The 13,113-nt window shown below is 67.3% G+C and carries 14 protein-coding genes; 10 read left to right on the top strand and 4 right to left on the bottom strand.

The annotated features are described in order from the left end of the window. Positions 1 to 23 precede the first annotated feature (23 nt). The gene (locus GTW51_RS04020) at positions 24 to 614 is read right to left on the bottom strand and encodes a GNAT family N-acetyltransferase (RefSeq protein WP_163042553.1); all 591 of its coding nucleotides are present in this window, start codon (positions 612 to 614) and stop codon (positions 24 to 26) included. Positions 615 to 748: 134 nt separating this feature from the next. After that, a complete protein-coding gene (odc2, locus tag GTW51_RS04015) occupies positions 749 to 1,882 on the bottom strand; it encodes an ornithine/lysine decarboxylase (RefSeq protein ID WP_163042552.1) in 1,134 nt (377 codons plus the stop codon). 524 nt (positions 1,883 to 2,406) lie between these two features. On the opposite strand from odc2, the gene GTW51_RS04010 reads away from it, so the two are divergent. The 4 genes from GTW51_RS04010 (at position 2,407) to GTW51_RS03995 (ending at position 5,718) form a co-directional block, all read left to right on the top strand. Continuing rightward, complete coding sequence (locus GTW51_RS04010) at positions 2,407 to 3,324, top strand: LysR family transcriptional regulator (protein WP_163042551.1); 918 nt, start codon at positions 2,407 to 2,409, stop codon at positions 3,322 to 3,324. Between the two features lie 57 nt (positions 3,325 to 3,381). Further along, complete coding sequence (locus tag GTW51_RS04005; RefSeq protein WP_163042550.1) at positions 3,382 to 3,894, top strand: L,D-transpeptidase; 513 nt, start codon at positions 3,382 to 3,384, stop codon at positions 3,892 to 3,894. An 82-nt stretch (positions 3,895 to 3,976) separates the two neighbouring features. Then, positions 3,977 to 4,648 (top strand): DUF1007 family protein, encoded by a 672-nt coding sequence (locus GTW51_RS04000; protein ID WP_246232548.1) that lies wholly within the window; start codon positions 3,977 to 3,979, stop codon positions 4,646 to 4,648. After that, positions 4,630 to 5,718, top strand: coding sequence for a nickel/cobalt transporter (locus GTW51_RS03995; protein WP_163042549.1), 1,089 nt, complete (start codon positions 4,630 to 4,632; stop codon positions 5,716 to 5,718). Before GTW51_RS04000 ends, GTW51_RS03995 begins: the two co-directional genes overlap by 19 nt. 4 nt (positions 5,719 to 5,722) lie before the next feature. Here GTW51_RS03995 and GTW51_RS03990 read toward each other — a convergent pair whose 3' ends face one another. Then, a complete protein-coding gene (locus tag GTW51_RS03990; protein WP_343033895.1) occupies positions 5,723 to 6,079 on the bottom strand; it encodes a thiol-disulfide oxidoreductase DCC family protein in 357 nt (118 codons plus the stop codon). Continuing rightward, positions 6,072 to 6,842 (bottom strand): gamma-glutamyl-gamma-aminobutyrate hydrolase family protein, encoded by a 771-nt coding sequence (locus GTW51_RS03985; RefSeq protein ID WP_163042547.1) that lies wholly within the window; start codon positions 6,840 to 6,842, stop codon positions 6,072 to 6,074. Before GTW51_RS03985 ends, GTW51_RS03990 begins: the two co-directional genes overlap by 8 nt. Before the next feature lie 328 nt (positions 6,843 to 7,170). Between GTW51_RS03985 and GTW51_RS03980 the strand changes: the two genes are divergently transcribed. The 6 genes from GTW51_RS03980 to GTW51_RS03955 all read left to right on the top strand — a co-directional run bounded on the left by GTW51_RS03980 (position 7,171) and on the right by GTW51_RS03955 (position 13,076). Further along, the gene (locus GTW51_RS03980; RefSeq protein ID WP_163042546.1) at positions 7,171 to 7,956 is read left to right on the top strand and encodes a hypothetical protein; all 786 of its coding nucleotides are present in this window, start codon (positions 7,171 to 7,173) and stop codon (positions 7,954 to 7,956) included. After that, positions 7,946 to 8,341: a phage holin family protein gene (locus tag GTW51_RS03975; RefSeq protein ID WP_163042545.1), complete on the top strand. Its 396-nt coding sequence runs from the start codon at positions 7,946 to 7,948 to the stop codon at positions 8,339 to 8,341. The genes GTW51_RS03980 and GTW51_RS03975 overlap by 11 nt, the downstream gene beginning before the upstream one ends. Continuing rightward, positions 8,338 to 9,432 carry a DUF3618 domain-containing protein gene (locus GTW51_RS03970; protein WP_163042544.1) on the top strand — a complete coding sequence of 365 codons (1,095 nt, stop codon included), beginning with the start codon at positions 8,338 to 8,340 and terminating at the stop codon, positions 9,430 to 9,432. The genes GTW51_RS03975 and GTW51_RS03970 overlap by 4 nt, the downstream gene beginning before the upstream one ends. A gap of 218 nt (positions 9,433 to 9,650) precedes the next feature. Beyond that, on the top strand, positions 9,651 to 10,769 hold the full coding sequence (locus GTW51_RS03965) for a TRAP transporter substrate-binding protein (protein WP_163042543.1): 1,119 nt from the start codon (positions 9,651 to 9,653) through the stop codon (positions 10,767 to 10,769). 230 nt (positions 10,770 to 10,999) lie between these two features. Then, positions 11,000 to 12,124, top strand: a complete 1,125-nt coding sequence (locus tag GTW51_RS03960; protein WP_163042542.1) for a TRAP transporter substrate-binding protein — start codon at positions 11,000 to 11,002, stop codon at positions 12,122 to 12,124. Positions 12,125 to 12,371: 247 nt separating this feature from the next. Next, complete coding sequence (locus tag GTW51_RS03955; protein WP_163042541.1) at positions 12,372 to 13,076, top strand: P-loop NTPase family protein; 705 nt, start codon at positions 12,372 to 12,374, stop codon at positions 13,074 to 13,076. The last annotated feature ends 37 nt before the right edge of the window (positions 13,077 to 13,113 follow it).

Genomic DNA, 13,113 nt, shown 5'->3' with positions numbered 1-13,113 from the left:
CGTCGCTTCCAGCCAATGAGCCTTTAAGCCGCGGCCTCGCGCGCCGGCACGTCATCCTTCAGCCGCCCTGTCGCGGTGACGAGCCCGGCCGCGCCGGCCAGCCCGCCATCCTGCAATTCCAGCGCCAGCAGCCGCCGCTGCTCGAACGGGCCGGGCATGGCAAGGGCGCCCGTCGCCTCGGTCGAGAAGCCGAAGCGGCCGTAATATTCCGGATCCCCGACGAGCAGGATCGCGCCGTGCCCGAGCCGCGCGGCCTCGGCGGTGGCGTGGCGCATCAGCGCCCCGCCGATGCCGGAACCATGAGAGGCCGGATCGACCGCGAGCGGGCCGAGCAGCAGGGCCGGCACCGGCGCGCCGCCGCGCATCCCGGCGGCGATCGCCCACAGACGGACCGTACCGGCGAGGGTGCCGTCGGCGGCAAGGGCTGCGAGGCTGAGGCCTTGCGCCGGCAGCCGGCCGCGGCGGAGCGCCTCGGACGATTTGCGGGTGCGGCCCGGGCCCATCGCGGCGTCGAGCAGCGCCTCGCGCGCGGCGACGTCGCCCGGCTGCTCCGGCCGGATGGCAAAGAAGGGTGGGGCCGCTTCGAAGAAGGCGGCATGCTGGAATGCGGACATGAGAACCCCCAGGACATGCGGAGGCGAAAGGAACGAGCCGGCAGCGCGGCGCGGGCGAGAACCCGGCGCCGCAGCGCCGGGTCAGCGTCGGAGCATGTCGCTCCGTCGTCGTTCGAGACGGATGGTCATGCCGCTCAGATCACGTAGGCGCGCAGCGGCTCGAAGCCGTTGAACGCTACCGACGCATAGGTCGTCGTGTAGGCGCCGGTGCCCTCGATCAGCACTTCGTCGCCGATCGTCAGGGTGATCGGCAACGGGTAGGGCTTCTTCTCGTAGAGCACATCGGCCGAGTCGCAGGTCGGGCCGGCGAGAACGCAGGGCTCCATGAGGTCGCCATCCCGTGCGGTCACGATCGGATAGCGGATCGCCTCGTCCATCGTCTCCGCGAGACCGCCGAACTTGCCGATGTCGAGATAGACCCAGCGGTTCTCGTCGGTCGCGGACTTGCGCGACACGAGCACGACCTCGGCCTTGATGACGCCGGCGTCGCCGACCATGCCGCGGCCCGGCTCGATGATCGTCTCCGGCAGGCGGTTGCCGAAATGCCGGCGCAGGCTCTCGAAGATCGCGCGGCCGTAGGCTTCGGCGGCCGGCACGTCCTTGAGGTAGCGGGTCGGAAAGCCGCCGCCCATGTTGACCAGGGTGAGCACGATACCCTTCTCGGCCAGCGCCTCGAAGACGAACTTGGCGTCGCCGATCGCCGCATCCCAGGCGTTGGTGTCGGTCTGCTGCGAGCCGACATGGAAGGAAATGCCGGTCGCGACGAGTCCGAGCCGGGCGGCTTCGACGAGCACGTCGATCGCCATCGCCGGCACGCAACCGAACTTGCGCGACAGCGGCCACTCGGCGCCTTCGCCGTTGGTCAGGACACGGCAAAACACGCGAGCGCCCGGCGCCGCGCGGGCGACCTTCTCGACTTCCTCGACGCAGTCGACGGCGAACAGCGACACGCCGAGAGCGGCAGCGCGCTCGATGTCGCGCTCCTTCTTGATCGTGTTGCCATAGGAGATGCGCCGCGCGGTCGCGCCGGCCTCGAGCGCCATCTCGATCTCGGCGACGGAGGCGCAGTCGAAGTTGGAGCCGAGCGAGGCGAGGAGACGCAGCACCTCGGGGGCCGGGTTTGCCTTCACCGCGTAGAAGATCGCCGAATCCGGCAGCGCCTTGCGGAAGGCGTGGAAATTGTTCTCGACGATGTCGAGATCGACGACGAGGCAGGGGCCTTCGGGACGACGGGTGGCGAGGAAGTCGAGGATGCGCTGCGTGGCCATGGGGCTCTCCGAGAACCGAAAGGTCGACAAGAAGCGACCGCCTGGATTCCCCCCGTGCCTGCCGAAACGGCATGACCGGGCGGTCTCCTTGCGAGACGCGACGATGGCCGGTTTCGAACGCGTCGCGTCCGTCGCCGGAGTCAATCTGCCATGGCATGGTGGGCTTGGACCCGCCGCACTTCAGGCAATGATGGTGTGCCTCTTCAGTATTCCTGGCGATGGAGACCAGGAGAGACCAGAAAGGCCCGGACCGTCGTTGCTTAAAGGCGTCCTCGATTCCGCGATGCGGCGAAATCGACTGGATGTGTTACGTCCAGGTACCGTCCCGGTGACCTCGCATTTGAGGGCCGGGGGACGCCCACGGGCACGTGCGACATGGGGCAAGGCGCGATGTATGCGGGCGCCCTGTCATACACAAGTGGGAATTTCCGCCGCCGGTTGATTTTTTATCCCTTCCGGCGGAGGAAGGGCGCGCGCCGTGGACCGGCGGCCACACCACGCAAGCCTGGAGCAAGGTGCATTCGATGGACACGCTGACGCGGATGCGCGCCTTCATCTCGGTCGTGGAGAACGAGGGCTTCTCGGCGGCCGCCCGCAAGACCGGCCGATCCAAGGCCCTCTTGTCGAAATACGTGCGCGAGCTGGAGGACGAGCTCGGCGTCCTCTTGATCAACCGCACGACGCGGCAGATCGCCCTGACGGCGGCGGGCGAGGTCTATCTGTCGCGCGCCTCGGCGATCCTGTCGGACCTCGAGAGCCTGAACGAGGAAGCGCGGGAAGCGACCGGCGAGGCGAAGGGCACGATCCGCGTCTCCGCCGCCCGCACCTTCGGCGACGCCGAGCTGGGGCTCTCCCTCGTCGATTTCGCCAAGGACCACCCGGACATCAGCCTCGACGTCCATCTCGACGACAATTTCATCAATCTCGTCGAGGAAGGCTTCGACGTTGCCATCCGCATGACCCGGCTCGCCGATTCGGCGATGATCGCGCGCCGCCTGGCCTCGCTCGACTTCGCCATCGTCGGCAGCCCGGATCTCCTGAAGCGGCTCGGCCGGCCGACCCACCCGTCGCAGATCGCCGGCTTCCCGGCGGTGATCGATTCCAACTCGCGGATGTTCTCGAACTGGATCTTCCGCGATCCCGAGACCAAGGAGACGATCCCGGTCACCGTCTCCGGCCAGTTCACCGCCAACAGCCCGGTCACGGTACGGGCGGCAGCGATCGCCGGGCTCGGCCTTGCGCTCAGCCCGACCTTCGTCGTGCGCAAGGACCTGGAAGCCGGCCGGCTGGTCACCGTGCTCGACGACTACATGCCGAGCGAGGCCGGCATCTACGCCGTCTTCCCGCATCGCCGGCACCTCCCGGCGCGGGTGCGGCTGTTCGTCGACTATCTGGCGGCATGGTTCCGCAAATGCGACGGGCGCTCCAAGCACGAGGATTGAGCGGAAGCCTGCCAGCTTTTACGCAAAGTTCAGCGCTCGGCCGGTAACCTGCCGGCCATGCGCAACCTGATCCTCGCCACCCTGATTTTCTCTGTCCTCACCGTTTCCAGCGTCGCACTCGCCGCGACCGGGGAGGGGCCTGCCGACATCAGCTTCACCGCCGAGGGCGATCCCGGCACGATCGTGATCCGGACATCGGAGCGCAAGCTCTACCTCGTCACCGGCAACGGCCGGGCGCTCGCCTACGACATCGCCGTCGGCAAGCCGAGCGAGCAATGGTTCGGCAAGAGCTGGGTATCGAAGAAGCGGCCGAACCCGACCTGGACGCCGACCCCGTCGATGCGTCAGAAGAATCCGCGCCTGCCGCAGTCGGTCGGGCCTGGCCCGAAGAACCCGTTGGGCGAGCGCGCGATCAATCTCGGCTGGGGCGCCTACCGGATCCACGGCACCAACAACCCGCGCTCCATCGGCAGCGCTGCCTCGGCCGGCTGCTTCCGCATGCGCAACGAGGACGTCCGCGACCTCTACGAGCGGGTGAATGTCGGCGCGCAGGTCGTTGTCCTGCGCTGACCGCAAGAGGCGGCCGCATCCTTCAAACTTCGGCCATTCTTGTCGTGTCTTGGGAAAGGTGACTCCGGAGGGGATTCGACCTTTGAACCAGTGCAGGATGCTCGGCGCAGCGGCGTTGACCGCGATCGTGGGGACGGCGGCTCCGGCCCTCGCTCATCCGCACGTCTTCGCCGAGGCCAAGGTCGAGATCGTCGGCACGCCCGATGCGCGCCTCGCGGCGATCCGCAATGTCTGGCGGATGGACGAGTTGTTCTCCTCCTCCGTGCTGGTCGATTTCGACAAGAACGCCAACGGCACGCTCGACCAGGACGAGCTCGTCGAGATCGGGACGACGGTCAAGGAATCCATCGCCGAATGGGATTTCTACACCTTCGTCGAGACTGCCGGCCGATCGGTGAAGCTGACGCCGCCCGACATGATCCACACGCTTTATGAGGACGGCCAGCTCCTGATGTTCTTCGAGATGCGGGCGGCCGAGCCGGTCGATCTTGCCGCGGGCAAGCTGACGGTCGCGAATTTCGACGACACCTTCTTCGTCGCCTTCGACGTCGCCAGCGAGGCCGACTTCCAGCTCATCGACATGCCGAAGCAATGCACCAAGCAATATGTCGTGCCGGATGCCGACGCGGCGGCGCAGCAGTGGATGGAGTCCGTCGCCAGTCTCGGCCCGGACGAGTCGCTGCCGGAGGACGGGATCAACTATTCGCAGGCTCTCGCGACACGCATCGAGGTCTCATGCGGCCCCGCCAGCTGATCCTGTTCGCCCTGTTGGCGGTAGCGCTCGCGGCGGCCGGACCGGCGCTGGCGCGCTCGTCGCTCGGCATCGGCAGCGCCGAGGTCACGGCGCAGCCATCCGGCGGGTTGCTGGGCGGGCTGTTCACCCAGATCGCGGTCTATCAGCGCGAGTTCTTCACGGCGTTGCGCGGCGCGCTGATCGATCTCAAGGACGACGGGCTGGCGCTGCCGTTCCTGATCGGCCTGTCCTTTGCCTACGGCGTTTTCCACGCCGCCGGGCCCGGACACGGCAAGGCGGTGATTTCCGCCTATGTGTTGGCCAACGAGGTGGAACTGCGGCGCGGCATCATGCTCTCCTTCGTATCGTCGCTGCTGCAGGCCGTCTCGGCGCTCGTCATCGTCGGTACCGGCTGGTTCATCCTGCGCGGCACGGCGGTCTCGATGACCGATGCGACAGACTTTCTGGAACTCGTCTCCTACGCCCTCGTCGCCGGATTCGGGGCCTGGCTACTGGTCCGCAAGCTCGCAGCCCTCGCCGGCGACTGGCGCAAACGGGGCGGCTCGCTGTCTTTTGCGCCTGCCGGCGGGTACCGCGAGGGCGGCGCAATGGGCGCGCTCGCCTTCGCGGCCCCGGAGCGGAACGAGGCATCCGGCGGGACCAGGCTGATGCGACCGGCATCGGGCGCGTTCGCCGCCGAGATCTGCACCGATTCCGAGGATGATTGCGGTTGCGGGCGCAGCCACATGCCCGACCCGAAAACGCTCTCGGAAAAGGTCACCTTCGGCTCCGCCGTCTCGGCCGTGTTCGCGGTCGGCCTGCGGCCATGTTCCGGGGCGATCGTCGTCCTCACCTTCGCGCTGGTGAACGGCCTCTATCTCGGCGGCATCCTGTCGGTTCTCGCCATGGCGCTCGGGACGGCGATCACCGTCTCCGTCATTGCGGCCATAGCCGTGTTTGCCAAGGGGTTTGCGCTGCAGCTTGGCGGGTCGCGCTACCGCACGGTGACGACGGTTGTGGAAATCGCCGGTGCGCTGCTCCTGCTGATCCTCGGCCTGCTGCTTCTCGGCGGGGCCCTGCAGACGGTTTGACCGGCTACCGGCCAATCCGCGACAGCAGCCGCTGCACGCGGGGTCGCCCCTTCAGGAACAGCAGGTAGGACCGTTCGAGCCACCGGAGCACCAGCGGATTCCTTGCGGCAAGCCCGAGTGGCCTCAGGCTGGGGATCGCCCGCCACATGGCGGCGAACGCCGCGGCGCCCGATAGCAGATCGCCATTCTCGGCGGCGTGAAACCGCGCCAGCAATTCGCCTCGGTCGATCGGGCAGGCGGCCTCGCCGTCGGCAACGTCGACGAAGGTGATGGCGCGGCGGCGATCCAGCCGGCGCATGAAGGCGATCTCCCGTCGGCAAAGCGGACAGGCGCCGTCGAACCAGACGGTAAGGTCAGCCACGAGGCGCATCCGCACGCGCCGATGCATAGGCCCGGCATGCCGCGGCAAAGGCGTGGAAGATGGCTGCGGAGGCCGCGTCGCTCTCTGCCCAGTATTCCGGATGCCATTGCACGCCGAGGGCAAAACCCTTCGCGCCCTCCACAGACACGGCTTCGATCGTGCCGTCTTCGGCCGTCGCCTCCACGGCGAGCCCCGGCGCCAGCCGGTCGATCGCCTGGCGGTGCAGCGAGTTCACCCGGATCTCGTCGTCGCCGACGATCGCCGCCAGCGCACCGCCTGCCGCGACGCTGACCGGATGCCGGACAGCGAAGCGCTCCCGCTGCTCCTCATGCTTGATCGCCCGGTGATCCATGCGACCTTCACTGTCCTGGATCTCGGTCGCCAGCGTGCCGCCCAGCGCGACGTTCAGTTCCTGGTGGCCGCGACAGATGCAAAGAAGCGGCAGGTCGATCTCGATGGCACCGTGGATCAGTGCCTCGGTGAGCCGGTCGCGCGCCGGATCGAATGGCTCGTGTGCCGTCGATGGCTCGACACCATAGCGATCCGGATGAACGTTCGACGCCGATCCGGTCATCATCAGCCCGTCGACGCGCGAGAGCAGCGCCGCGACGTCAAACTCGTCGGCCAGTGCCGGCACGATGACCGGGATGGCACCGGCCACCCGTGTCAGCGCCTTCAGGTAGGTGTCCGGGGTGGCGTGCCAGCGATAATTCTCGAACGCCCGGACATCGGCGGGCACGGCGACGAGGATAGGGAGGGACATAGCTGGCTTTCGCGATTGCTGTGATCGCCAGATAAGCGCGCCCGGTCATCTTGTCGACGCCACCGGCCGAGGTGCTGGACAGTAATTTTCGGCCTGTTTTGCGCTGTAATACCTGCCGATAGCCGGCCAACGGTGCGGAACCATCTCACCGTTCGGTGATTGGTATTTTGAGCCGGACGAGCCGGAGCGGCGAAATTATCGCGTGTCCGTCTGTCCCAGCGCGACACGAGGCAGGAAGTAACATGAACAGTATCATCTATCTCATCGGCCTGATCGTCGTGGTCCTCGCCGTCCTTTCACTCCTGGGACTCAGCTGAGGAGACCGACAATGTCAGACATCAATAAAGCAGCGCCCGACCGGGCGCGCGAAGATATGGACAAGGCGCGTGATCGCGCCGGCCAGGAAGCGGGCGCTGCCCGTGAGGAAGCCCGCAAGCTGGGCGAGACCGTCCGGCAGCAGGCCGGCGATTTTGCCGGCAAGGCGAAAGAGCGTGCTTACGACGAAGCCGAGACCGGCAAGGAAACCGTAGCCGGTGGCCTCGACGATTTCGCCGCGGCCGTTCGCAAGGCGTCCGACGAATTGGGCGACCGCGACCAGTCGATGGCATCGAAGCTGGTTCGCGAGGTCGCAGGCGGCCTCGAGGACGCTTCGCGTAGCATCCATGGTCACAGCATCGAGGACCTGACGCGTTCGGTTGCGGGCTTTGCCCGTCGTCGACCAACAACGTTCCTCGTCGGTGCCGCTCTTGCCGGTGTTGCGCTTGGTCGCTTCGCCCGTGCATCTGGCGAGCATACCGCGCAGGATTACGGCGATGATTATTCGTCGCAGGCGGGTCGGCCGGGTTCGGCGGCAGGCGCCAAAGGCTACGCGCCGACTTATGGCGATCAGCCGCGCCCTGTCGAGGGCGCCCATCCCGTCGGTATCGACCCGGTGACGGGCAAGCAGCGTCACCAGGATCCGGCCGTCGGTTCGGCGTCCAAGCCGACGACGACCAGTTTCTCGGGCGGCAACGATCCGGTGACCGGCAAGCCCCGTGCGGCGACGCCCGCATCCGGCGCGACGTCGACCCCCGGCATGACCCCCAAGACCCCCGGAGGCAGCAATGTCCGTTGAACCACGCGAATCCCGCTCAGTCACCGACCTGATCACGGACCTGATCCGCGAGACCGGTGAACTTGTACGGACCGAAAGCCGCCTCGTGCGGGCCGAGATCTCCGACAAGGTGCGGCAAGTCGAGATGGGTGGCGGCTCGCTTGCCGCCGGCGCCATCTGCTTGCTCGTCGCTCTCTTCGTCCTTGCGCAGGCCCTGATCGTCGCGCTCGGCAACGTCATCGGCGACGCCTGGGCCGCACTCCTCGTCGGGGTCGTGATTGCCGCCATCGGCATGGCGCTTCTCGCCAAGGGACGCCGCGACCTCGCCCCCAGCAACCTCATGCCAGACCGTTCGACCAACCAGTTGAACAAGGACGGCCAGCTCGTGAAGGAGCAGATCCGATGAGCGACAACACAACCCGCCTCGAGAAAGAGGCCGAAACGCATCGGTCCAAGCTCGACTCCACCCTCGACGAATTGCGCGGTCGCCTGTCGGTCGGGCAGATCGTCGACGAACTCTCCGGCTATGTTCGCGAAGGCCAGGGCGCCGACGCCATGAACAATTTCGGCCGGCAGGTTCGCGACAATCCGCTGGCGCTCGGCCTGGTCGGCGCGGGCCTCGCATGGCTCTTCCTCGGCGACGGAGTGCGCTCGGAAAGCCATCGTCTCGCCAGCCGCTACGGCGACTGGCGCGATGATCGCGAGTACGACGATTTCGAGGGCGCGTTCCCTGCTGGGTCGGCAGACGCTGGCGCCATGCCGCGTGGTGGTCGTCCGATGCCGGCCTATCCGCAGGGCGGGACGCCCCCGGTCGGCGGCGTCGCCACCGGATCCACGACGAATGTCTCGGGCGGCAGCCACGGCTCCGTCGGCGGCACCATCAAGTCGGGCGCTTCGAGCGCTTCCGGCGCCGTCGGTAGCGCCGCCGGCTCCGTGAAAAGCGGCGCGTCGAACGTTGCGTCGTCCGTCGGAGACGCGGCAAGCCGTGCCGGCGGTGCTGCAAGCGACGCCGCCGGTTCGGCGACGGACGCCATGCGCCGTGCGTCCCACGACGCCACCGACGCCGCCCGTCATGCGGGCAGCGCGGCATGGGAAGGCGCCCGTCACGCCGGCCAGGGCGCCTATCGCACCGGCCGTCGCGCGCAGCGCACGGTGATCGATGCGATGCACGACGAGCCGCTGGTCTTCGGTGCCCTGGCACTGGCGATCGGTGCTGCGATCGGCGCCGCACTGCCGGCGACCCGTCGTGAGGACGAACTGGTCGGCGGCATGCGCGACAAGGTGCGTGACGATGCCGTGGCCTATGGCCGCGACACGCTGCACCGCGCGGAACATGTTGCTGGCGCGGCCTATGAGGCAGCCAGCGAGGAAGCGGACGCCAAGGGCCTGAAGCCCGATACCAAGTCGGGCGAGACGCTTGCCGAGAAGGCAGGCAGCGTTGCCCGCGCGGCGGGCGAGGCGGCCAAGGACGACGCCAAGAAGCAGGATCTGACCTGATCCTTCTTTGAGGTCCGATGAAAATCAGGCGGCGGTCCTTCGGGGCCGCCGCCTTTTTCATGGCCGCAGCACGTCCGGCAAAAGCTGGGAGGCGGGCGCGAAACCCCCGCTTGCGTTTCGGAAGCGCCTGACTAGGATCGCGCGCAAGACGGCGACCAATCTGCCGCAGTTACACACGCCGCCCCTTCGGGCGGCGCGTTCATTCCCGGGAGGCGACAATGGACAGACGCAAATTCATCGGCGGTGCGGCCAAGGGCGCGATCGGCGCCGGCGCCGTCGGCATCGGCGCGGCGAGCCTGGCGGCTCCCGCGATCGCGCAGGACCGGCCCAAGATCACCTGGCGCTGCACCTCGTCGTTCCCGAAGTCGGTCGACACGATCTACGGCGCTTCCGAGCTTCTGACCCGCTATGTCCGCGAAGCGAGCGACGGTCAGTTCGAGATCCAGATGTTCGCCGCCGGCGAGATCGTCCCGGGCGCCCAGGTGCTCGACGCCGTCCAGAACGGCACGGTCGAGATGGGTCATACCGCATCCTACTACTATGTCGGCAAGGACCCGGCCTTTGCCTTCGGCACCGCCGTGCCGTTCGGGCTCAATGCCCGCCAACTCAACGCCTGGTTCTATGAGGGCGGCGGCAACGACCTGATGAACGAGTTCTTCGCCAAGAGCGGCATTTATGGCCTGCCGGCCGGCAATACCGGGGCCCAGATGGGCGGCTGGTACCGCAAGGAGATCAACACGCTCGACGATCTGCGCGGCCTGAAGCTGCGGATCGCGGGTCTTGCCGGAAGGGTCGTCGAGAAGCTCGGCGTCGTGCCGCAGCAGATCCCCGCGGGCGACATCTACGCGGCGCTGGAGCGCGGCACGCTCGACGCCGTCGAATTCGTCGGACCCTATGACGACGAGAAGCTCGGCTTCCAGCAGGTCGCGCAGTACTACTACTACCCCGCCTGGTGGGAAGGCGGCGCGGCGCTGCACATGATGTTCAATCTCGAGCAGTGGAATTCGCTGCCCCAGGCCTACAAGGCGATGCTGGAATCGGCCTGCCAGGCGATCAACGGCTCGATGCTGGCTTCCTACGACTATCGCAATCCGATGGCGTTGAAGCGTCTTGCGGCTGCCGGCGCCCAGCTGCGCCCGTTCAGCCAGGAGATCATGCAGGCGAGCTTCGAGGCGGCAAACGAGGTGCATGCGGAAATCTCCGCCACCAACGAGGACTACAAGAAGCTGCTCGACAGCCAGAACGCCTTCAAGCGCGACGCGTATCTCTGGGCGCAGATCTCCGAGTACAGCTTCGACACGTTCATGATGGTCCAGCAGCGCCAGAACGCGCTCTGACATCCATGCGGAAGCCGCTCGACGCGGCTTCCGGTTCTCTTTGGGGAACAAGCGACGGGTGCGTTGCAAAATGCGTAGGGATGCCTACGATCAGGCTGGGCTCGCCGGTGAAGCCGGCGGGTAGGGAGCCACGCATCAGGGAATCCGTCGCCGGGTTTCGCATCAAACCAGCCTCAGCAATTCGTCGCCACCTGCTCCGAGACCGGGTGGGGCACAGGGAGTCCGTCCTCATGAACCGTCGCAAGTTTATCCGTAACAGTGCCGTCGGCGCATTCGGCGTCGCCGGTGCCGGCGCGCTGGCAGCTCCGGCCATCGCCCAGTCGCTGCCGAAGGTGCAGTGGCGCTGCACCTCGTCCTTCCCCAAATCGCTCGACACGATCTATGGCGGCGCCGAGGATCTCGCCAAATACGTCCGTGAGGCGACCGACGGCAATTTCGACATCCAGGTCTTCGCGGCCGGCGAGATAGTCCCGGGCCTGCAGGCGGCGGACGCGGTTACCGACGGTACCGTCCAGATGTGCCACACGGCGTCCTATTACTATGTCGGCAAGGACCCGACCTACGCGCTCGGCGCGACGGTGCCGTTCACGCTGAACGCCCGCGGCCTGCATGCCTGGCTCTATTACGGCGAGGGCATCACGCTCCTCAACGAGTACTTCAACGGCCAGGGCCTGCAGTACATGCCGGGCGGCAACACCGGCACCCAGATGGGCGGCTGGTTCCGCAAGGAGATCAACACCGTCGCCGACCTCAACGGGCTGAAGATGCGCATCGCGGGCCTTGCCGGCCAGGCGATGCAGAAGCTCGGCGTGGTGCCGCAGCAGATCGCCGGCGGCGACATCTATCCCTCGCTCGAAAAGGGCGTCATCGACGCCGCCGAGTGGATCGGACCCTATGACGACGAGAAGCTCGGCTTCGTGAAGGTCGCGCCGTATTACTACTACCCGGGCTGGTGGGAGGGGAGCCTGGCGCTCTGCTTCTTCACCAACAAGGACGAGTACGACGCCCTGCCGGACGCCTACAAGAGCCTGCTCGCCACGGCCGCCCGCGCCTCGACGATCGAGATGCTCGCCGAGTACGACTACAAGAACCCGACGGCGCTGAAGACGCTGGTCCAGCAGGGCGCGCAGCTGCGTCCGTTCAGCCAGGAGATCATGCAGGCGAGCTTCGACGCCACGCAGGAGGTCTATGCCGAGATCAACGGCCAGAACGAAGCGTTCAAGAAGATCTACGACTCGATGGTGGCGTTCCGGAACGATACCTATCTCTGGCAGCAGGTTGGCGAATACACGTTCGACACCTTCATGATGATCAAGCAGCGCGAGGGCGCGCTGGTCCCGCAGCAGGGCGGCTGACATCGCCTGCAGCGTCGAGATGATGAAGGGCCCGGGGCGGAAACGCTCCGGGCCTTTTCGTTGCGGCAATGCCGTCGCGCGTGTCCGGTTAAGCTTCGGTTAACCATAAGGGCGGAGAGTTTTACGGATCGGACGATGGAAGGGATCCTGCGCCGTCGCGGCAGCACTCGTCCCGGCAGCGCCCGGTCGGGCGGCAGAACCGCCCCGCAGCATTCACCCGGCGCGATGCCCTTCGACGAGGTCGATCATGCTCTCCGTTATCTCCGTGGGATCCCTCAAGGCTTCCGGCAGCGCCACCGTCGCGCTGACACTGGCAAGCGTTGCCGCAGCCGCCGACATTCCGGTGGTGCTGATCGATGCGGCGGGGCAGGGGGAACTCGCGGGGTGGGCCGCCAAAGCCGCGCATCCGGCCCATCTCTCCTACGAGCAGGCCGCCGACATTGCCGCCATCGAACGAGCGCTTCGCCAGGCGCGCCGGAGCGGCGCGGTCGCCATCATCGACGCGGGCGAGGACGAGGCGACCGTTCGCGCCGCGGCGGGCCTTGCCGACCGCGCGCTGATCCCGGTGCGGTTCTCGCCGATCTCGGCCTATTCGGCGCTGGTCACCGACCAGATGCTGGCTGCCGATGCGCGGCGCGACCGGAAGGCCGGCGACCGCTGCTTCGTCGCCAGCGCCATCACCGTGATCGGCAGCGGTGTTGCCCGGAGCATCGAGGCGATCATCGGCACCAGCGGTACGCCGCGCCTGCCGATCGGGTTGTCGCAATGCGCGGCGCATGCGGCGCCGTTTGCCCTTGGCGGGACGATCTTCACGCTGGATGACGTCGCGGCTGCCGGACTGGAGCGCGCACGGGTGGAAGCGGCGCGCTTCGCCCAGGCCGTCGGCATTCTGGGCGCCGCCGTCGAGTCGCCGCCGGTGCGCCGGTTCGAGGCGCAGCGCCAGGCCGCCTGACGAGGTCTCGGCCGATCGGGCCGGCGGCCCTGAGGCC

Source organism: Aurantimonas aggregata, from assembly GCF_010500835.1.
In the GTDB taxonomy this organism is placed as follows: Bacteria; Pseudomonadota; Alphaproteobacteria; order Rhizobiales; family Rhizobiaceae; genus Aurantimonas; species Aurantimonas aggregata.
The sequence above is the reverse complement of the archived record's forward strand: the minus strand, read 5'-3'. Positions and strand labels throughout refer to the sequence as shown.